The following is a 20,197-nucleotide window of genomic DNA, read 5'->3' on the forward strand; positions in this document are numbered from 1 at the left end:
GTTTGGTGTGCGGGAAATGGCAACCACCGCAAGGATTGTTAACCCTGCCGTGGCAAGACTGGCATCGCGTGTTGCGTTTGATGCGAGTATTGCGTGCCGATCATTGCGGTCATCGAAACGGCGGAGAAGTTCCTCCCGAACAGCCTGCGCAGGCGGCTTGCGCCTTGGCTTGTCCGCTTCAATGAGAAGCGGAACGCCGAGGGGGACACGGCCCATGCGCAAGCTCAGGCTCTGGTCGCCTTCTCCATCCGGGTTGTCAGTGCTGCAATTGCGCTCGTTTCCCAGATCATTCTGGCCCGTGTCATGGGCGAATTCGAATATGGCATCTTCGCGTTCGTCTGGGTTCTTGTGATCCTGGGCGGCAGCCTTTCATGCCTGGGTTTCCACACGTCGATCATCCGCTTTCTTCCGTATCACCACACGGCAGGCGACATTGCCGCCGCGCGCGGCCTGCTGCTCGCCGCACGTGTTTTCACTCTTGTTTGCGCAAGCGTCGTAACGGGAGCCGGCCTCCTGTTCCTGCATTTCTACGGCAACCTGTTCGAGACTTACTGGCTCGTGCCCCTGTTTCTTGCGCTGGTGACCCTGCCGATGATCGCTCTGGGTGACGTGCTGGACGGGACGGCTCGCGCAAACAGCTGGACCGTAACGGCGCTGAGTCCAACCTTCCTCATCCGCCCGACACTGATCCTCGCATTCATGATTTCCGCCGTCTCGCTCGGTGCGCCAGAAACCGCCGTGACCGCCATGCAAGCGGCGCTCGCGGCGACCTACGTCACCACACTTCTGCAGTACGCCCGGCTACGTGTCAGGTTACAGCGGACCTATGGCCGTGGAACAATGCGGATTCACTCCCGCGCGTGGCTGGCATACTCGCTGCCGATCTTTCTCATCGATGGTATCGGCTTTCTGCTGACAAACGCTGACGTCGTGGTTGTGGGTCTCTACTTGCCGCCGGATCAGGTCGGTATCTATTTCGCGGTCACCAAGATCATCGTCATAGTCCAGTTCGTGGCGTTCGCGGTCAAAGCAGCCGCCAGTCCCCGTTTTTCCGTTTTGCTTGCGATCAAAGACAAGGAGGAACTCGCCCGCTTTGCCGGCCAAGTTACCCGTTGGAGTTTCTGGCCGTCGCTCGTCATCGGGCTCGCACTAATTCTCATCGGAGAGCAGCTTCTGAGCCTCTTCGGCCCCGCCTTCACCGAAGGACACTGGTTACTGCCGATCCTGTTTGCGGGTATCCTCGCGAAGGCTCTGATCGGACCGGGCGAGACACTGCTGAGCATGGGCGGGCATGAAAAACTCTGTGTTCTGATCTATGGGGTGGTTCTCGCCGCCGCGGTTGTCGCGAACATGATCCTTATACCGCAACTAGGCCTTGCGGGTGCCGCGGTCGCGACATCGTTGGCGATGGCTCTGGAGGCACTGCTCCTCCATGTCGCCATACGCCGCACGCTGGGTATCACGTTGTTCGCGCTGGCCCGACCTCACATTGCTCCGAGTATCAAGGCTGTATGACCATGTCACAACCTCCCAATAGCTCTGATCTCGCGCGCGCTTTGGATGCAGGCTGGCCTCAGCCACTGGCGCCGACATGGCGGCAGGACCGGCCGCAGGCGGATGCGCAGGTTGCCGTCGGCAGAGTGGGGCGCGAACTCTGCCTTTATCCGGCGTCCTTTGGTTACGAAATCCAGCAGGAGCTGGAGTTCCTCACCAATCGCGCGATGGAAGCCAACATCTTTTTCAGCGCCCGCCTTTTGGCACCGGCCATGCCGCGCATCGACGACAAGCCGGTCCGGTTCGCGCTGATCCGTGATGAGGAAGGCGAGCGCAGCCGGATGCGTCTGCTCATGCCGTTCACGGTGGAGAAGCCTGGCTTCTCTGTCGGTCCCGCTATCGTTCGCGCCTGGGCCAATCCCTTCGGGCCGCTCGGTACTCCTTTGGTAGATGCTGAAGGTGCAGCCGAAACCCTGGACAATTTGCTTGAGGCTCTGGCAAGGCCGGAAGCACATCTTCCCTCTGTTCTCGTTCTGCCACAGGTCAGATTGAACGGACGGTTCGCACAGTTGATGAGGGCTGTCGCGGTATCGCGCGATCTACCCGTCACGCTCACTGAGCGTCTACAGCGACCTATGCTGGAGAGTGCTGAGCCTGCGGAGACCTACCTGAAGGAAGCGATCTCTCCGCACCACTATCGAGAAATGCGCCGTCAGTGGCGAAGGCTCGCGGCGCAAGGCAGGCTGGAATATGCCGTAGCGCGGCAGCCTGAGGACGTGCGTCTGAAGATGGAGGAATTCCTGGCGCTGGAGGGAATGGGCTGGAAGGGACGCAAGCGCACGGCCTTGATCAACGATCGCTACCGCGCCGCTTTCGCTCGTGAGGCCATCACCAATCTGGCAGAAATCGACGCCGTGCGGATCCACACCGTTGAATACCAGGGCAAAGCGATCGCCTCGCTCGTTGTCTTCCTCATGGCGGGAGAGGCCTTCACCTGGAAAACTGCCTATGACGAAACGTTCCGCCGTCACTCGCCGGGCAAGCTCTTGATGATGAAACTCACCGAGTGGCATCTCAACGACGCTAACATCCTTCGCACCGATTCCTGCGCCATTCCAAACCATCCGATCATGAGCCGGTTCTGGAGGGAGCGCGAGGAGATGGGCACGCTGGTCATCGGATTGAGCCGAAACAGCGACCGGGATGTGCGTCAAGTATCAGCGCAGCTTCACATGTATAACAGCACCCGCAACATGGCCCGGCTCCTACGCCAGAAAATCATGTCTATCGCCCGCAAACCCGAATGAACGCTGCAGTGAGACGCTCTACCGTGCAACGGCGGGCTGCCGCAGCAGCCGCCGGATGACCTTTCCGCTGGTGGTCAACGGCAGTTCGCCAACGAACGCGAACTCGCGGGGGTACTCATGCATGGACAGCCTGTCCTTCACCCAATCACGAAGTTCATCGGCAAGCGTCTTGGAGGGATCGGTTCCCTCCGCCAAGACCACATACGCTTTGACGATCTCTGTCCGCACCGGATCAGGCTTCCCGATCACTGCGGCGAGACGCACTGCCGGATGCGCCACGAGACAGTCCTCAACCTCGCTCGGCCCGATGCGGTAGCCCGACGAGGTTATGATGTCGTCGTCGCGGCCAACAAAGGTGACATAACCGTCAGGATCCTGGCGCCCCAGGTCGCCAGTCAGCAGCCACCCGCCCGCAAACCTTGCCGCGGTCGCTTCAGGGTCGTTCCAGTACCCAAGGAACATCCCTGGATCTGGTGCTTTCACCGCTATCTGCCCTAGGGATCCTGCATCAAGTGGATGTCCCTTATCGTCTACGATCGCGATCTGATGCCCCGGAATAGCTCGTCCGATGGCGCCGGCGCGAGAGATACCGAGTCTTGCCGAAGAGCCAAGGACGAAGTTGCATTCGGTCTGGCCAAAAAGTTCGTTGACGGTCACCCCGAGAGTCTGACGCGCCCATTCATAAGTCTCACGGCCCAACGCTTCCCCTGCGGACGTGATGCTGCGCAAGTTGAGCCGGTAGATCTCTTGTGGATTCTCCACCTGCTTGAGCAGGCGCAATGCCGTCGGCGGGATGAAGGCGTTGCGCACTTGCATCTCCGAAAGAATGCGAAAGGCCATGTGAGGGTCGAACTTCTGCGCCGGAGACGAAACAACCGGAATTCCCAGCATCAGCGATGGCATCAGCACATTGAGCAAGCCACCGGCCCAGGCCCAGTCTGCGGGCGTCCAGATCCGGTCCCCTACCTGAGGAGCGAGGTCATGGCCCATCTGAAAGCCGGGGATATGTGCACCGAGCACGCGATGACCGTGCACGGCAGCTTTGGGCAACCCGGTCGTCCCTGACGTGAAGATCATCAGAGCAGGATCATCAGGTGTCGTGTCGGCGGGCTCGTGCACCGGCGCATGTTGCGCGACAAGCTCGTCTAGCCGAATGAGGTTCGGCCCTGCAGGCACCTCCTCGGTCACAATGACATTCCGCAGGTCCGGCAGACGCGACAGCGCTCCCTGCAGGCGCGAGAGGCCAAAAGCGTTGGTGATGAGCACTGCAGCGCCTGCGGCTTTCAGACGGTAGACGAGCGCCTCCTCGCCGAACAGCAGAGCCAGGGGGAGCGCGATGGCGCCCAGCTTGTAGATCGCGACGTGCGACACAACAGTATCGTGGCCTTGCGGCAGAAGAAGCGCAACCCGTTCTCCCTGTAAGACCCCTAGACCCGAAAGACCATTCGCCAGGGAGTTGGAGCGTGCCGACAATTCGCCGTAGCTCATAGAGAGATGACGGCCAGCGGGATCGAAGTGCTGTAGACAGATCCGATCTGGCTCCTTGGCCGCCCATGCATCGCTGACCGCCACGCCCATGTTGAGGTTAGGGGGAATTCGCCACTCGAAGTCGCGAATGATATCGTCATAGGATGATCGGGAGGGTAGCAGCATGGCCTTCATTGCTGACAGCATTACCCATCCGCTAGCATCAGTGCGCTCCGCCTACAAGCGGGCCCGACGCATGTGCTTCTCGAGTTGCGGAGCAGTCCTGGTGATGGTTTTGTAGGCTCACGCACCGGACCAATCTGATAGCCGGCCTCGAATCCCGCCGGAACGAAGGCCCAACAGGCGACGGAGTTCTACCTTGCGCTCCTGCCGGGTGGCGTGATACAGGCCTGTCCCGTACCTTCCGTGCCCCGTTGGCGGAATTGGTAGACGCGCCTGACTCAAAATCAGGTTCCGAAAGGAGTGCTGGTTCGATTCCGGCACGGGGCACCACAATTGCCGAGCCATTTTTAGCACTCCTTGAAGTGCCCTCGAAGTCACGGCGACCGGTCCCCAAAAAACAGATGCTCTGGAAGGCAGAGCTGCCTTCGACGGTCTTCTCCAGTCGACTCGTTTACAGTTGGCCTCCATCTGATAAGGGAAGACGAACTGTCAACAGGAGATCAAGATGGCATCCGCTCTATCGACCGCAGCCTCTCGGACGTTGGCCGGATATGCCGCAGCCGTAACTCTTGGCATGACCGCCACGGTAGGCGGCGCGCTCGCGTTTCAGCATATCGGCGGCTATATTCCCTGCGCCCTCTGCCTGTTGCAGCGCGATCCCTACTATTATGGAATTCCCATTGGCGTCGCCGCCATTCTCGCCGCGGTTTTCCAACTTCCTGCCTGGACCGTGCGCGGCCTTCTGGCGGTCGTTGGGATCCTGATGCTCGTTAGCGCCGGCATGGGCGTCTACCATTCCGGCGTCGAATGGGGTTTTTGGGAAGGTCCCGCGACCTGCGCCACCAGCGCGACAGGCGTTGCGACCAATGCCGGCAGTCTTTTGGATGACTTGAACGCTTACCGCGGGCCGTCGTGCACAAAAGCCTCGCTGCGTGTCTTGGGTCTTTCTTTTGCGGGGTGGAATGTGATCGCAAGCTTAGCACTTGCGGCGGTCGCCTTCATCGGTGCGACACGGAAAGCCTAAGGCTGCAGCTCGGTATCCCAGTAAAGATAGTCCATCCAGCTTTCGTGCAGGTAGTTCGGCGGGAAAAGCCGCCCATTGTTGTGCAAGTCCTGAACGGTTGGCTGGAACGGCTTTTGGTGGGGGAACATCGCCGCTTGCTTCGGCAGCTTGCTCCCCTTACGCAAATTGCAGGGCGAACAGGCGGCTACGACATTCTCCCACGTGGTCTGCCCGCCATGAGCGCGCGGGATCACATGGTCGAAAGTGAGTTCCTCGTGCGCTCCGCAATACTGGCACTCAAAGCGATCGCGTAGGAAGACATTGAAGCGCGTGAAGGCTGGATGCCGTGTCGGCTGAACGTAGGTCTTCAGGCTGACCACGCTCGGCAGGCGCATGGAGAAGCTCGGAGAGGAGACCGAGTGTTCGTATTCCGCGATGATGTTAACACGGTCAAGGAAAACCGCCTTGATCGCGTCCTGCCAGGACCAAAGCGACAAGGGGTAGTAACTCAACGGCCGGTAGTCGGCGTTCAGGACGAGCGCCGGCAAGGCCTGGGGAGAGACTGCAATCGTCAAGGGGTACTCCTTACCGATTCGGCATCTGCAGCTTTATATTAGGTCCGATGCCACAGAATTGTGAAGCCACATTAACAACTAGAACCGAAATGCTAAGGGGCAAGCGGAACGGCATCCTTGCCGGCATCCGTAGAATAGTAGGACCAGAAGAGGCGGGCAGCAACGGAGCGCCACGGCGCCCACGTCGAAGCTATGTTTGCTGCGACGCGCGCGCCTGGCCTTTCAGGCAACCGGAAAGCACGCGCAAGCGAAGCCTGCAGCGCGACGTCACCAGCAGGAAAAACATCAGGGTGTCCGCCGCAAAGCATCAGGTAAACTTCTGCCGTCCACGGTCCGATGCCCGGCAGCGCCGTCAGTTGTGCTATGGCAGTCTCTGGTTCGGCACGGCAGATCTCCTCCAGGTCAAGATCCGATCGCAACACTGCGACGGCAAGATTGGCGAGAGTAGCCTTCTTGGCGGCGGAAAGCCCGAAGCTTGATATTGTCTCCGGGCGGTGAGAAAGCCACCCTTTTGGGGTCACTGCGCCGGCCGCGGACATCCGGTTCCAGATCGCAGTAGCACTTGCCTTAGACACCATCTGGGAGACGATGATAAAGGACAATCCCGCAAACCCCGGTCGCGACAACCGGAGCGGCAGCGGCCCTGCAGCCGCCGCGATCGGGATCAGGCGTGGGTCGATCGCCACAAGGTACCGCAAGCCTTGCTGAATATCCTCTTCCGTGCGGATCAGCCGCATCGTCTGTCCCTGTGGCCGTTGCTCAAAATCCATGCAAGAAGAAAGCATGCGCGCACAATCCGGTCAAAGGCCCGTTTTTCGTTTTGCCCCGAGCCCCAACGGCAGGATGCATCTGGGCCATGCGTTGTCGGCGATTCTCAATTACGACATGGCGGCTGAGGCCGGAGGATCGTTCCTGCTGAGAATAGAGAACATCGATCTCAGCCGCTGCACGCCGGAATATGAGGCGGCCGTTTACGATGACTTGGCATGGCTGGGCCTGCGTTGGGATGATCCGGTGCGTCGTCAGTCGGAGCACCTCGACACCTATGCCGCAGTCCTTGAAGAGCTTGTAGACAGGGACCTCGTCTATCCCTCCTTCATGACGCGGGGCGAGGTGAAGGCTGTCGTGGGCGACTACGAGGCGGCAGGGGGAATATGGCCGCGCGACCCCGAGGGGTCTCCGCACTATCCGGACCAAGACCGCCGGCGGAGCCCAGCAGAACGCAAGGAACTGCTTGCCCGCGGAGTGCGCCATGCTTGGCGTCTCGACATGGAGAAAGCCGTCGCTTTCGTCGGACGGCCATTGGCCTGGCGGGAAACCGGCAAAGGCACAGAACACGGCGTGGAAGCTGACCCTTCGGCCTGGGGCGATGTTGTCCTGTCGCGTTCCGATGCGCCCTCAAGCTATCACCTGTCAGTGGTGGTCGATGATGCATCGCAAGGCATCACCCACGTCGTGCGGGGAATGGACCTTTTTCACGCGACTTCGCTACATCGATTGCTGCAGGAACTGCTCGGTCTGCATGAACCGGTCTACCACCATCATCGGCTGATCAAGGGGGAGGACGGCCGAAAACTTTCAAAGAGCAACGGATCGACGGCGCTTTCTGATCTGCGCCAGGCCGGGGTCTCACCGGCGCAGATCCGCCGCTGCATCGGGCTCTGAGGCATCCTTGATGGAGCTGCCGTCGCGGTTGTGGCGTTTACGCCGTGCATGCACCACGACGGAATACACCCTGTACTTCATCAGAGCCGCATTGATCTCCGCACCCAGCATGAAGATGACGCCAACCATGTAAAGGAAGACCAGCACGATCATGACCGACGCCAGGCCGGCATAGGTGGCAGCATAGTTGGCGAAGGTCGCCAGGTAGGACGCAAAGATCAATGCTCCGAAGGTCCAAAACACAAGCGTGACCACGACGCCGGGCAGGACGTCGACGATTCGGCGCTGACCGTCCGGCAACCATTTGTGCGACAGTATAAGGCCCGCCATCAGTACCAATACCGTGCCATAGATGCCCCAATCGGATGCCGCTCTCAGAAGCCCCTCAAGCCAGGGAAAAAAGCGTTCGGCATAGCGCAGTGCGACTGGAACGGCGACAAGCAGCGTACTGATGATGGCAAAGATGACGACGGCGGCGATCACAAATGCCAAGCTGGACAGACGCGTATAGTACCATGCACGGGTTTCGCTGACACGGTAGGCACGATTCAGGGAAATGCGCAGGGCCTCCACGCCATTGGACGCGAAATAGGCGGCTGCAAGGACCGAAAGCGTCAGGAGCCCCCCTCTCGGGATGGTCAGCACCTGTTCAACTTCTCGCGAGAGGGGGGCGGCGATGTCCTCCGGCCAGGTGTCGAAGAGGAGATGGACAGCAGTATCTGAAAAGCTGTCGGCACCGAGAAAGCCCGCCAGAGCAGTTCCGAAGATCAAGAAAGGGAACAGCGCGAGAAGTCCGGACAGCGCCACGTGGCTTGCCAGTGCCCAGCCATCGTCTTCGTTGAAATGGCAAAAGGCATCCCACGCGACCTTATAAGCTAGGCCGAGCCCGCGTATCCTGGTGTTCTTCTCAGCCAAGGTCGGCTCCGTTGTCACTGCCAGCGAAATATGGGATGCACGGTCAGCTTGTACAGGGAGCAAATATGCCGCATCGCAAGTCCATCATCGTCACCGGCTGCTCCTCCGGCATCGGCGCCCATTGCGCACGGAGGCTGAAGGCAGAGGATTGGCGGGTGTTTGCAACGGTCCGCAAGCCGGAGGATCTTGCGCCTTTAGAGGCCGACGGGATCGAGGCGCTGCTGATGGACTACACCCGCGCGGAGACGGTGGCCGCCCTCGTCGACACTGTGCGCGGGCGAACAGGTGGCCGGATCGACGCGCTGTTCAACAACGGCGCCTACGGCCAGCCGGGCGCGGTGGAGGACCTCACGACGGACGTGTTGCGCGAGCAGTTTGAGACGAACCTCTTCGGCTGGCACGAACTCACGCGACAGGTCATTCCCTTGATGCGCGTCCACGGCTCGGGCCGGATCGTCAACTGCTCGTCAATCCTTGGCATCTTGCCCTATCGCTTTCGTGGTGCTTATACAGCTTCCAAATACGCTCTGGAGGGACTGACGCTCACGCTGCGCATGGAACTCGAAGGCAGCGGCATCCAGGTAAGCCTGCTGACGCACGCCTTGACCGCCGCGCGACCCAAACCACATTATCATGTCACCACACCGGCCAAGCAGGGAGCGTTGCTGAAACGGCTGCTTCCAGCAGATGTCTTTTATCGAATAATGCGTCGGCTCGACTGACGAGATAGGCAAGCTACCAGATGTCCAGCTTCACGACCGTCCTAGCGCTGATTGTCATGGGCCTCGTCGCCCTCGTTTTGGTGCGCGGCCTCTTTAACATGATGAAGGGTACAGACGCCAACAAGTCCAACAAGCTGATGCAGCTTCGTCTGATGCTTCAGGCCGTAGCGATCGTGCTCATCATGCTAACGCTGTGGATCACGGGCGGCGGGCGCTGACCATGGTCAAGCTGAACAAGATCTATACCCGCACCGGCGACGCCGGAACCACCGCCTTGGTCAGCGGCCCGCGCCGCGACAAGCATGACCTGCGGGTGGATGCTTATGGAACGGTCGACGAAACGAACTCTACGGTGGGGCTCGCGCGGCTTCACACAAGCAGCATACCGAAACTTGATAACATGCTGGCGCGTATCCAGAACGACCTGTTCGACCTGGGAGCGGATCTTGCCAATCCTCAGGTCGAGGAGAATCCCGAGCTTCCTCCGCTGCGCATCGTCGACGCGCAGGTGGAGCGGCTGGAAACCGAGATCGACCAATTGAATGCGGAGCTTGAGCCGCTCCGCTCGTTCGTGCTGCCTGGCGGCACGCCAGCGGCGGCGGCTCTGCATCTTGCCCGCACGGTCTCGCGGCGGGCGGAACGCTTGATGGTGGAGCTTTCCCGGCGAGAATCCCTAGGCGCGCCGGCTCTCAAATACATCAACCGGCTGTCCGACTTCTTCTTCGTCGCCGCACGTCACGCAAATGACGGCGGCCGTGCCGACGTACTCTGGGTGCCTGGGAAGAACCGCTAGCCGGAAGGCAGGAAACGAGATGTTCGTCCCGATCCACGACGTGAACGCACTGAAGTACATTCGCGTACAGTATGTAACCTTTGGGTTGATCGCGATGAACTTCGCGGTATGGGCGCTGACGGCTCTGACGCCCGCCGCTGTCGGGGAACTCGCAGCGCTGGGGCTCGGCTTCATTCCGGCCGTAGCGTCGAAAGCCGCTGTTCTGGATCCTTCTCTCGTGATTGTCCCCAGTGACCTCACGTACATCACCTATGCCTTCATCCATCTGGATTTCTGGCACCTCGCCTCCAACATGCTGTTCCTGTGGGTCTTTGGAGACAATGTCGAAGACGCCTTGGGTCATCTTCGCTTCCTGATCTTCTATCTCCTGTGTGCAGTTGCTGGGGCGATCTTCCATTCCTTTGTCACACCGGGATCCGAAGGCCCGTTGATTGGTGCTTCCGGCGCGATTTCGGGCATTGTAGCAGCGTATTTCATCCTCCACCCGCGGGTTCGGCTCTGGATCCTGGTCTTCTTTCGCATTCCGCTTCCACTCCCTGCCTTCATCCCGCTCACCTTGTGGCTTGCACAGCAGTTCATCATGCTGACACTGGATCTGGATGGCATGGTGTCCTGGGGCGCTCACGTGGGTGGCATCATTGCAGGTGCTTTGCTCGTTCTCGTGATGCGGCGCAAAGGTGTCCCGCTCTTCGACCGACGCGTGGTCTTGCCCAAGGCGGTCGAGGTGCGCGCGAGCGTTCCCTCATTTCCGCGCTCACAGTCATAGCCGGATGAGCAAACCGCAGGCACTGAGGCCCAAAACCGCGTTGTAATCGTCACAAAAATGGGTATCCATGTCGCCCACTGACGAAAGAACAAACGGGAGAGGCTGCATTCTTTGCGGCTCGAAACGTGAAGGAAGGACCCCATGAAGATCCTGGTGCCTGTCAAGCGAGTGGTCGACTACAACGTCAAGATCCGCGTCAAGCCGGACGGAACGGGCGTAGAGCTCGCCAACGTCAAGATGTCGATGAACCCGTTCGACGAGATTGCAGTCGAGGAAGCTCTTCGCCTCAAGGAGGCTGGTAAGGCCGAAGAGGTCGTCGTCGTTTCCATCGGCCCGGCAAAGGCCGAAGAAACCCTCCGCACTGGTCTTGCCATGGGCGCCGATCGGGCGATCCTGGTGGAGACAGACGAGGCAGTCGAGCCGCTCGCGGTTGCCAAGATCTTGAAAGGTGTCGCCGAGGCGGAAGCGCCTGGCCTCGTGATCATGGGCAAGCAGGCGATCGATGACGACAGCAACCAGACCGGCCAGATGCTGGCCGCGCTCTTGAACTGGGGGCAGGCCACCTTCGCCTCAAAGGTCGAGCTCGGCGATGGTTCTGCAAAGGTGACCCGCGAAGTCGACGGCGGTCTGCAGACGGTGGAGGTGAAGATCCCCGCCATCGTGACGACCGATCTTCGCCTCAACGAGCCGCGTTATGCATCGCTGCCCAACATCATGAAGGCAAAGAAGAAGCCACTCGACAAGAAGACCGCTTCCGATTTCGGAGTCGAGACCGCCCAGCGCCTCAAGGTGCTGAAGACGGAAGAGCCGGGAGGACGAAAGGCCGGCATCAAGGTCGGCAACGTTGCTGAACTCGTCGAGAAGCTCAAGACTGAAGCTGGCGTGCTTTAAGTCGGAAGAACAGGGAGACAAAGAACATGGCCATTCTTCTTCTGGCAGAACACGACAATACGTCCGTTTCCGACCAGACTGCCAAAGCGTTGACGGCAGCCAAGGCGATCGGTGGGGACATCCACGTGCTGGTTGCCGGCTCTGGCGGCCAGGCTGCGGCCGACGCGGCCGCCAAGCTGGACGGCGTGGGCAAAGTGCTGCTCGCCGACAGCGCGGATCTGGCAAACAGCCTCGCAGAGCCCCTGGCGGATCTGATCGTCTCGCTCGCCGGCAGCTATGACACGATCATTGCACCAGCGACAGCGTCTGCAAAGAACGTGATGCCGCGCGTGGCGGCACTCCTTGACGTGATGCAGGTGTCGGAGATCATCGAAGTGATCTCGCCCGACACCTTCAAGCGGCCGATCTATGCAGGCAACGCCATCCAGACCGTGCAGTCGACGGATGCAAAGAAGGTGATCACCGTGCGCACCGCAGCGTTTCAAGCCACCGGCGAAGGTGGTTCTGCCTCGGTCGAACAGGCGTCGGCACCGACCAATCCCGGTTTGTCGAGCTTCGTCTCGGATGCAATCGCCTCATCAGAGCGTCCAGAACTCACCTCGGCCAAGATCATTGTCTCGGGTGGTCGCGCACTGGGATCGGCCGAGAAATTCCAGGAGGTCATCCTGCCGCTTGCCGACAAGCTGGGCGCTGCCGTGGGCGCATCACGGGCCGCGGTCGATGCGGGCTACGCCCCTAACGATTGGCAGGTGGGCCAAACCGGCAAGGTCGTCGCACCTGACCTCTACATTGCCGCAGGCATTTCCGGCGCTATTCAGCATCTTGCCGGCATGAAGGATTCCAAAGTGATCGTCGCGATTAACAAGGACGAGGAGGCGCCGATCTTCCAGGTCGCCGATTACGGTCTCGTCGGTGATCTGTTCGACATACTGCCGGAACTGGAAAAGGCTCTGTGAGACAGTTGCTTCGCAAGTGCGAACAGCGATAGAAGAGCTTTGAGGCAAGACAAACGGTTGCCGGTCCGGCAGAGGGCCGGCATCAACATGAGCGCCTTGAGCGCTTGCGGGAGCGTGTCATGGCGGCAATTCAGAAGATCGGGGTAATTGGTGCAGGCCAGATGGGATGCGGCATCGCCCATGTCTGCGCCCAGGCAGGGTATAACGTGCAGGTCTTCGACCTCTCCCAGGATCGGATCGAAGCTGGCCTTGCGACCATCAACGGCAATCTTGCGCGTCAGGTAAGTAACGGCAAACTCTCCGAAGACGAGCGAAAGGCAACGCTGTCGCGGATTACCGGTTCAGCCGATATGAGCGACCTGGCGCCCATGGACCTTGTCATCGAGGCGGCGACGGAGGAAGAGGCGACCAAACGCAAAATCTACGCGCAGCTCTGCCCAATCCTGAAGCCAGAAGCGCTGTTGGCGACCAACACCTCATCGCTTTCGATCACCCGCCTAGCTTCGGCGACCGACCGGCCTGAACGCTTCATGGGCATCCACTTCATGAACCCGGTCCCGGTAATGAAGCTGGTCGAGCTCGTGCGCGGCATTGCCACGGACGAAACGACGTTCACCACCGCCCGGGAGTTTGTCGCGACGCTCGAAAAAACGGTGACGGTCGCCGAAGACTTCCCGGCCTTCATCGTCAATCGCATCCTGCTGCCGATGATCAACGAGGCAATCTATACGCTCTACGAGGGCGTTGGCTCGGTGGAAGCAATCGACACCGCCATGAAGCTTGGTGCCAACCATCCGATGGGGCCGCTTCAGCTTGCCGACTTCATCGGCCTCGACACCTGCCTGTCGATCATGCAGGTGCTGCATGATGGGTTGGCGGACACTAAGTACCGCCCCTGCCCTTTGCTGGTGAAATATGTTGAGGCCGGCTGGCTCGGTCGCAAGTCCGGCCGCGGGTTCTACGACTACCGCGGCGAGACACCCGTTCCCACGCGCTAAGGCGCCTTGGCGGCCGCAATCATCGCCTTGGCATCCGCGCTGTCCCAGACGGCCGGGCCGTTCATGGCGGAGACGAGGCATCCTTCTTTGTCCAGGATCAGGGTAACGGGCAACCCGAATGCCAGCCCCTCTTTCTTCATCACGTTGAAGACATCCATGGAGCTGTCGCGGTAATAGGCAAGCGCATCGACGCCGGTCTCTTGCAGGAATGCCTTCGGCTTTTCATCCGATCCGGTATCAATGTTGACGGCCACGACCTCGAAATCGGCGCCACCCATCTCCTTCTGAAGGTTGTTCAGCGCCGGCATTTCTTCGCGGCAGGGACCACACCACGTTGCCCAGAGGTTTAGCAGAACCGTCTTGCCCCTGAAATCCGCGGTCTGCAGATCCTGCCCGTCGGGGCCCTTGAAGCTGAGCGAGAGGGAGCGCGGAGGCTGAGCAGGAGCCATTGCCGCGACCTCTCCCCGTGCGAGTTCGTCGACCTTCTGCGCCAGTTCCACCGTTCCTTCACAAGCTCCTGCCTGCGAGGCCGCCAGCTCGGCATTGCCAGACGCGGCAATCCTCACGTATACGGCAACAGCCCCGGCGAGAAGGCCGGCTATCGCAGCGATCATTACCAACTTGGCGGAGGGAAGACCCAGCGGTCTTTTGTTCGTCATCGAGAACTCCAGGACTTTGCATCATGGCTGACGGCACGAAGGACGCGGTATCCTCCAACCAGATGTGGGGCGGTCGCTTCGCCTCCGGCCCGGATGCGATCATGGAGGAGATAAATGCCTCGATCGGCTTCGACAAGAAGCTATTCGCCCAGGACATCCGCGGCTCAGTGGCGCATGCGACCATGCTGGCGGACAAAGGCATCATTTCGACGGAAGATAAAGACAAGATCGTCGAGGGGCTGAACACGATCCTGTCAGAGATCGAACGCGGAAATTTTGAGTTCTCTCGCAAGCTGGAAGACATCCACATGAATGTGGAAGCCCGTCTTGCGACGCTGATCGGCCCGGCCGCGGGGCGGCTGCATACGGCACGCTCCCGCAACGACCAGGTGGCGCTGGACTTCCGCCTCTGGGTCAAGGAAGAACTGATCAAGACGGAACGGATGCTGACCGATCTTATCGGCGCCTTCCTTGATCGTGCAGAAGAACATGCCGAGACCGTCATGCCGGGCTTTACCCATCTGCAGACTGCGCAGCCGGTAACCTTCGGCCATCACTGCATGGCCTATGTCGAAATGTTCGGCCGCGACCGACAGCGGGTGCGCCACGCGATCGAACACCTGGACGAGAGCCCGATCGGGGCGGCAGCGCTGGCCGGCACCAGCTTCCCGATCGACCGTCACATGACGGCAAAGGCACTGGGTTTTCGTGAACCGACCCGCAATTCAATCGATACCGTGTCCGACCGCGATTTCGCTCTGGAGTTTCTCTCCGTCGCCGCGATCTGCTCCATGCACCTGTCGCGGCTTGCGGAAGAGATCGTGATATGGTCGACGCCGCAGTTCGGTTTCATCCGCCTGTCGGACGCCTTTTCGACCGGCTCATCCATCATGCCGCAGAAGAAGAACCCGGATGCCGCCGAACTGGTGCGCGCCAAGACCGGCCGTATCAACGGTTCGCTGGTTGCGCTCCTGACGGTCATGAAGGGGCTTCCCCTCGCCTATTCCAAGGATATGCAGGAAGACAAGGAACAGGTCTTCGACGCCGCGGAGAACCTTGAACTCGCGATTGCCGCGATGACCGGCATGGTGCGCGACCTGGCCGTCCGCACCGACCGCATGAGCGCCGCCGCCGGCTCCGGCTATTCCACCGCGACCGACCTTGCCGACTGGCTGGTACGCGAGGCGGGGCTGCCGTTCCGCGATGCTCATCATGTGACGGGCCGGGCGGTGGGGCTTGCTGAACAGAAGGGTTGCGAACTCGCCGAACTGCCGCTTGAAGAGCTGCAAGGTCTTCACTCGTCGATCACCGAAAAAGTGTTCGACGTTCTTTCCGTTGATGCGTCGGTTGCCAGCCGCACGAGCTTCGGCGGCACGGCACCCTCGGAAGTACGCAAGCAAATTGCCTGGTGGCGGAACCGCAACTGAGGCCGCAAGCGATCAAGCACACTGCACAAGCGGCTGAAACTTAGCTATGAACGGTCGCACATAGTCAATGAAGGACATGAGATGTCGATCGGCTTGCAGAAATTCGGCGCAACTTTCCTGATGCTTGCTGTCGCAGGGCTCGTCCTTGCCGGATGCGGCAGAAAGGGCGATCTCGACCGTCCAAGCACGCCGGTCGAGCAGCAGAATATCCGAAAGAGTGGTGACGCCCGCCAGCCGGATCCGGTCAGCGACCGCCCCTTCCTTCTCGACCCCTTGCTCTGACGGAACTCCTCAGGTGAACCACTTCCAGTATATCGACGGCGTGCTGCACGCCGAGAACGTGCCTGTTCCCGAAATTGCCAAGGCGGTCGGGACACCCTTCTACTGCTATTCGACCGCAACGCTGGAGCGTCACTATACGGTCTTTGCCAAGGCTTTTGCCGACGTGGACGCGATGGTCTGCTATGCAATGAAGGCCAATTCCAACCAGGCGGTTCTGAAGACGCTCGGGCGGCTCGGCGCGGGTGTCGACGTCGTTTCCGGCGGTGAACTTCGGCGAGCACTGGCGGCCGGCATTCCGGCAAGCCGCATCATGTTCTCCGGCGTCGGCAAGACGGCCGCTGAGATGGACCTTGCCCTCGAAGTCGGAATCTACTGCTTCAACGTGGAATCTGAACCGGAGCTGGAGGTTCTCAACCAGCGCGCCCAGCGTAGGGGCAAACGTGCCCATGTCTCTTTCCGCATCAATCCGGATGTTGATGCCCGCACCCACGCCAAGATCTCGACCGGCAAGAAGGAAAACAAGTTCGGCATTTCCTACGAGCGCGCCCGCGCCGTCTACGATCATGCGGCAAAGCTGCCGGGCATCGAGGTGACCGGCATCGATATGCATATCGGTAGCCAGATCACCGAGCTGCAGCCCTTCGAGGATGCGTTTCGCCTGCTGCGGGAACTGGTCGACACACTTCGTGCCGACGGCCATCGGATCGACCACGTCGATATCGGCGGCGGTCTTGGCATTCCCTACAAGGACGACAACAACCCGCCACCGCTACCGGATGCCTATGCAGAGACCGTCAAGCGTCAGCTGCGCTCGCTTGACTGCAAGATCGTCACCGAACCCGGCCGCCTCATTGTTGGCAACGCCGGGATCCTTGTCACCGAAGTGATCTACGTGAAGGACGGCGGCGAGAAGACATTCGTGATCGTCGACGGCGCGATGAACGACCTCATACGTCCCACGCTCTACGATGCCTACCACGAGATCCGTCCGGTTGTCGCGGCAGCGCCGGAGACGCAGCGCATCCGCGGCGACATCGTGGGGCCTGTCTGCGAGACGGGCGACTATCTGGCGCTCGACCGGGAGATGGCGGCGCCGAAGCCAGGCGATTTGATTGCGGTCGGTTCAGCGGGCGCCTACGGAGCCGTGCAGGCGGGAACCTACAATTCACGGCTTCTGGTGCCCGAGGTGCTGGTCAAGGGTGACCGGTTCCACGTAATCCGCCCCCGGAGTACCTACGAGGACTTGATCGGGCTCGATTCGGTTCCGGACTGGCTTTCCTGACGCCTGATCTTCACGTTCACTTTTCCTCGACCCACCGCGGAAAACCGCGGTGGCGACGGCCTGTGCCCTCGCCTTCGCCATAAAGACTGTTATCTTGCATCTACGGCCTGCCGGATGCGGTGCGGTCCGTATCTGCCCCGCCAACAGGAGACGGTCGGCATGAGCAATATCCGCAAAGGCGCCTTCGATGCCCTTCCCTCACTGGCACGACAGGTCGCCTGGAAGCGGTCGCTGGCCCGGCTGGTCTTGTTTCTGGAGCGCCTGGCGCCGCGCCTTCTGCCTTCCTTGACGGTCGTAGCGCTGTTTCTGTCGGCAGCCTGGCTTGGGTTCTTCCGGACGGACCTTGATCTTCTGCGCTGGGCACTGACAGCTGCCTTTGTTCTTACCTTCCTTGCGTCGCTGCTGCCGCTCGCGCGCACGCGCTGGCCAAGTGCCGGCGAGGCAGACCGGTTGCTCGAGGAACGGAACCAGCTCCAACACCAGCCGGTCGCGGTCCAGGAGGACGAGCCTGCATTCGATACGCCATTCGGACGCGCTCTCTGGAAGGAGCATCAGGCGCGGATGGCGGAGAGGATCGCGGCGCTGGACGCTGGCCTACCGCGTCCCGATATCGCCAGGCACGACCGGCTTGCGCTGCGTGCAATTCCTGCTCTGCTGGTGGTGGCGGCCTTCGGCTTTTCCTTCTCCAACGGCGCCGGCCGGATTTCCGACGTGCTCCGCAGCGCGGCCACGGCCTCAAGCACAAATCCCGACCTGCGGATCGATGCCTGGCTGACGCCACCATCCTATACGGGCCGTGCCCCGGTATTCCTGACCGGGGGCGAGGCTGAGACCGCCTCGGAGGTGCGCGTCCCGCAGAATTCCGAGCTTACGGTACGTGTGACAGGTGGCGAAGGTGAAGAGGCCGTTATCTTCTCCGCCACTGAGGATGACAGCTCGCAGCCTCTCATCAGCGAAGAAGCGCTTGCGGCAAGTGCCTCTACAGAGGCTTCACAACCGGCACCGACGCAGAATGCTCCCAATCCCGGACAACCGGCACCGCCACGCACCTACCTGTTGAAGGTCGCCGAAAGCGGCGAACTGACGGTGAACGGCAGGAGCTGGACCTTCGACGTCATTCCCGACACAGCACCGGAAATGGCCTTCAAGGGCCAGCCAAAGCGTGCGGTCAACGGCGCACTGGAGATCGGCTTTGCCGGCAAGGACGACTATGGCCTTCAGGAGGCACACGCCCTTATTGAGCCCGTCGAGACACCCGCTCCCGGGGCCACACCTCTCTACCCGCCGCCGGAATTCCGGCTGGACCTGCCGCGGCGCAACCCGCGCAACCCTGAGGGGGTCACGAGCCGCAACCTGACCGAACACCCACTGGCCGGCAAACGGGTACGCATTACGCTTGTGGCAACCGACGGCGCAGGCCAGACAGGCAAAAGCCCCGCCCACGAGATGGTGTTGCCGGGCCGGCCATTCAGTGAACCGCTTGCGGCGGCCGTGGCTGAGCAACGACAGGTCTTCTCTCTCGATACGCGGCAGATGCCCCGGGCCATCGAACTCAACGAAGTGCTGGCGCTGCGGCCGGACGAGACGATCCCGAACCTGTCTCACTTCCTGCTTATCCGTTCAGCGCTGGGCCGGATGGAGCTTGCGCGAGGTGAGGAGCAACTGAAGCAAACGGCGGATTATCTCTGGGAGATCGCACTGGGCATCGAGGACGGCGATCTTTCTGCGGCCGAAAAGCGACTGCGTGACGCACAAAATGCCCTGAACGAGGCGCTGGAAAATGGTGCAAGCGACGAGGAAATTGCCGAACTGATGAAGGAACTGCGCGAGGCGATGCAGGAGTTCATGTCGGAGCTTGCCCAGCGGCTGCAGAACAGCCCGCGCATGCAGCAGAACATGCAGGCAGAAAACGTGATCCGTCAGCGCGACCTGCAGAACATGATGGACCAGATCGAAAACCTGGCGCGGTCCGGCAACCGCGACGCCGCGCAGCAGATGCTGTCGGAACTGCAGCGGATGATGAACAATCTGCAGGCCGGCCGGATGCCGCAGGGGCAGCAGGGCCAGCAGCAGAACAGCCAGATGCGCGAGCAGATCGATAAGCTTGGCGAGATCATGCAGGAACAGCAGCGGCTGATGGACGAGACGTTCCAGCTGGACCAGGCCCTGCGCGATCGCATGCAGCGCGGCGATCCAGGCCAGCAGGGCGAGCAGCCTTACGAGCAGGGACAACAAGGTCAACAGGGCCAACCGCAACAGGGGCAGCAAGGGCAGCAAGGCTCGCCGACGGACCAGATGACGGCGGAGCAGCTTCGCGAGGCGCTGAAAAACCTGCGCGCGCAACAGGAAGGCCTGGGGAAGCAGTTGCAGGAACTTCAGCAAGGCCTGAAGGATCTCGGCATGCAGCCAGGCGAAGGCTTTGGCGAAGCCGAGCGTGAGATGGGCAACGCGGGCGAGGCCCTAGGTGAAGGCCAGGGCGAGCAGGCTGTCGAAGGCCAGGGAAATGCCCTGAATGCTCTCCGCCAGGGCGCCCAGAACATGATGCAGCAGATGATGCAGGCTATGCAGCAGGGCCAAGGACAGGGCGAAGGCCAAGGCGAAGTCTCGCAAGGCAACCAGAACGGTCGTGACCCGCTCGGCCGCCCGCGCGCGACCGCCGGCCCCGATTTCGGCGATCAGGTAAAGGTGCCGGACGAGATTGACGTGCAACGGGCCCGCGAGATCCTGGAAGCAATCCGTGAGCGTCTCGGCAATGCCCTATCGGGGGAAGCTGAGCGCCGCTACCTGGAGCGGCTGCTCGAGATCCGTTAGC

Annotated in this window: 20 protein-coding genes and 1 tRNA gene; 16 read left to right on the forward strand and 5 right to left on the reverse strand. The window is 60.9% G+C overall.

The window, feature by feature from the left end; all coding sequences use genetic code 11:
- Positions 1-102 precede the first annotated feature (102 nt).
- Both LXM96_RS07775 and LXM96_RS07780 read left to right on the forward strand, forming a co-directional pair.
- Entirely contained in the window at positions 103-1,515 is a 1,413-nt protein-coding gene (locus LXM96_RS07775; RefSeq protein ID WP_239998207.1) for a lipopolysaccharide biosynthesis protein, read from the forward strand.
- 2 nt (positions 1,516-1,517) lie between these two features.
- The gene (locus tag LXM96_RS07780; RefSeq protein ID WP_239997836.1) at positions 1,518-2,801 is read left to right on the forward strand and encodes a GNAT family N-acetyltransferase; all 1,284 of its coding nucleotides are present in this window, start codon (positions 1,518-1,520) and stop codon (positions 2,799-2,801) included.
- An 18-nt stretch (positions 2,802-2,819) separates the two neighbouring features.
- Here LXM96_RS07780 and LXM96_RS07785 read toward each other — a convergent pair whose 3' ends face one another.
- Positions 2,820-4,454, reverse strand: a complete 1,635-nt coding sequence (locus LXM96_RS07785) for an AMP-binding protein (protein WP_239998209.1) — start codon at positions 4,452-4,454, stop codon at positions 2,820-2,822.
- A gap of 242 nt (positions 4,455-4,696) precedes the next feature.
- On the opposite strand from LXM96_RS07785, the gene LXM96_RS07790 reads away from it, so the two are divergent.
- Together LXM96_RS07790 and LXM96_RS07795 are read left to right on the forward strand one after the other, a co-directional pair.
- Positions 4,697-4,781 (forward strand) — tRNA-Leu (locus LXM96_RS07790).
- Between the two features lie 175 nt (positions 4,782-4,956).
- Positions 4,957-5,475 carry a disulfide bond formation protein B gene (locus LXM96_RS07795; RefSeq protein ID WP_239997837.1) on the forward strand — a complete coding sequence of 173 codons (519 nt, stop codon included), beginning with the start codon at positions 4,957-4,959 and terminating at the stop codon, positions 5,473-5,475.
- On the opposite strand, the gene LXM96_RS07800 is transcribed toward LXM96_RS07795, so the two are convergent.
- Together LXM96_RS07800 and LXM96_RS07805 are read right to left on the reverse strand one after the other, a co-directional pair.
- Positions 5,472-6,029, reverse strand: coding sequence for an HNH endonuclease (locus tag LXM96_RS07800; RefSeq protein WP_239997838.1), 558 nt, complete (start codon positions 6,027-6,029; stop codon positions 5,472-5,474). The genes LXM96_RS07795 and LXM96_RS07800 overlap by 4 nt on opposite strands.
- 92 nt (positions 6,030-6,121) lie before the next feature.
- Positions 6,122-6,766, reverse strand: a complete 645-nt coding sequence (locus LXM96_RS07805) for a DNA-3-methyladenine glycosylase family protein (protein ID WP_239997839.1) — start codon at positions 6,764-6,766, stop codon at positions 6,122-6,124.
- Between the two features lie 31 nt (positions 6,767-6,797).
- Between LXM96_RS07805 and gluQRS the strand changes: the two genes are divergently transcribed.
- The gene (gluQRS, locus tag LXM96_RS07810) at positions 6,798-7,694 is read left to right on the forward strand and encodes a tRNA glutamyl-Q(34) synthetase GluQRS (RefSeq protein WP_239997840.1); all 897 of its coding nucleotides are present in this window, start codon (positions 6,798-6,800) and stop codon (positions 7,692-7,694) included.
- Here gluQRS and LXM96_RS07815 read toward each other — a convergent pair.
- Entirely contained in the window at positions 7,659-8,609 is a 951-nt protein-coding gene (locus tag LXM96_RS07815; protein ID WP_239997841.1) for a YihY/virulence factor BrkB family protein, read from the reverse strand. The two genes, gluQRS and LXM96_RS07815, sit on opposite strands and share 36 nt — an antisense overlap.
- A 65-nt stretch (positions 8,610-8,674) precedes the next feature.
- On the opposite strand from LXM96_RS07815, the gene LXM96_RS07820 reads away from it, so the two are divergent.
- The 7 genes from LXM96_RS07820 to LXM96_RS07850 all read left to right on the forward strand — a co-directional run bounded on the left by LXM96_RS07820 (position 8,675) and on the right by LXM96_RS07850 (position 13,735).
- Positions 8,675-9,331: an SDR family NAD(P)-dependent oxidoreductase gene (locus LXM96_RS07820; RefSeq protein ID WP_239997842.1), complete on the forward strand. Its 657-nt coding sequence runs from the start codon at positions 8,675-8,677 to the stop codon at positions 9,329-9,331.
- Between the two features lie 20 nt (positions 9,332-9,351).
- The gene (locus LXM96_RS07825) at positions 9,352-9,549 is read left to right on the forward strand and encodes a twin transmembrane helix small protein (protein WP_239997843.1); all 198 of its coding nucleotides are present in this window, start codon (positions 9,352-9,354) and stop codon (positions 9,547-9,549) included.
- 2 nt (positions 9,550-9,551) lie between these two features.
- The gene (locus tag LXM96_RS07830) at positions 9,552-10,124 is read left to right on the forward strand and encodes a cob(I)yrinic acid a,c-diamide adenosyltransferase (RefSeq protein ID WP_239997844.1); all 573 of its coding nucleotides are present in this window, start codon (positions 9,552-9,554) and stop codon (positions 10,122-10,124) included.
- A gap of 19 nt (positions 10,125-10,143) precedes the next feature.
- Positions 10,144-10,890: a rhomboid family intramembrane serine protease gene (locus LXM96_RS07835; protein ID WP_239997845.1), complete on the forward strand. Its 747-nt coding sequence runs from the start codon at positions 10,144-10,146 to the stop codon at positions 10,888-10,890.
- Between the two features lie 141 nt (positions 10,891-11,031).
- On the forward strand, positions 11,032-11,781 hold the full coding sequence (locus LXM96_RS07840) for an electron transfer flavoprotein subunit beta/FixA family protein (RefSeq protein ID WP_239997846.1): 750 nt from the start codon (positions 11,032-11,034) through the stop codon (positions 11,779-11,781).
- 26 nt (positions 11,782-11,807) lie between these two features.
- A complete protein-coding gene (locus tag LXM96_RS07845; protein WP_239997847.1) occupies positions 11,808-12,737 on the forward strand; it encodes an electron transfer flavoprotein subunit alpha/FixB family protein in 930 nt (309 codons plus the stop codon).
- 119 nt (positions 12,738-12,856) lie between these two features.
- The gene (locus tag LXM96_RS07850) at positions 12,857-13,735 is read left to right on the forward strand and encodes a 3-hydroxybutyryl-CoA dehydrogenase (protein WP_239997848.1); all 879 of its coding nucleotides are present in this window, start codon (positions 12,857-12,859) and stop codon (positions 13,733-13,735) included.
- Here LXM96_RS07850 and tlpA read toward each other — a convergent pair.
- Positions 13,732-14,394 carry a thiol:disulfide interchange protein TlpA gene (tlpA, locus tag LXM96_RS07855; RefSeq protein ID WP_239997849.1) on the reverse strand — a complete coding sequence of 221 codons (663 nt, stop codon included), beginning with the start codon at positions 14,392-14,394 and terminating at the stop codon, positions 13,732-13,734. The two genes, LXM96_RS07850 and tlpA, sit on opposite strands and share 4 nt — an antisense overlap.
- A gap of 23 nt (positions 14,395-14,417) precedes the next feature.
- Here tlpA and argH point away from each other — a divergent pair, with 23 nt between their 5' ends.
- The 4 genes from argH (at position 14,418) to LXM96_RS07875 (ending at position 20,196) form a co-directional block, all read left to right on the forward strand.
- Entirely contained in the window at positions 14,418-15,821 is a 1,404-nt protein-coding gene (argH, locus tag LXM96_RS07860; protein ID WP_239997850.1) for an argininosuccinate lyase, read from the forward strand.
- A gap of 81 nt (positions 15,822-15,902) precedes the next feature.
- Complete coding sequence (gene lptM / locus LXM96_RS07865; protein ID WP_239997851.1) at positions 15,903-16,103, forward strand: LPS translocon maturation chaperone LptM; 201 nt, start codon at positions 15,903-15,905, stop codon at positions 16,101-16,103.
- A gap of 13 nt (positions 16,104-16,116) precedes the next feature.
- Entirely contained in the window at positions 16,117-17,385 is a 1,269-nt protein-coding gene (gene lysA, locus LXM96_RS07870) for a diaminopimelate decarboxylase (RefSeq protein ID WP_239997852.1), read from the forward strand.
- A gap of 159 nt (positions 17,386-17,544) precedes the next feature.
- Positions 17,545-20,196 (forward strand): TIGR02302 family protein, encoded by a 2,652-nt coding sequence (locus LXM96_RS07875; RefSeq protein WP_239997853.1) that lies wholly within the window; start codon positions 17,545-17,547, stop codon positions 20,194-20,196.
- Position 20,197 lies beyond the last annotated feature (1 nt).

Origin of the sequence: Rhizobium halophilum (assembly GCF_021648825.1) — a bacterium.
Taxonomy (GTDB): domain Bacteria; phylum Pseudomonadota; class Alphaproteobacteria; order Rhizobiales; family Rhizobiaceae; genus Neorhizobium; species Neorhizobium halophilum.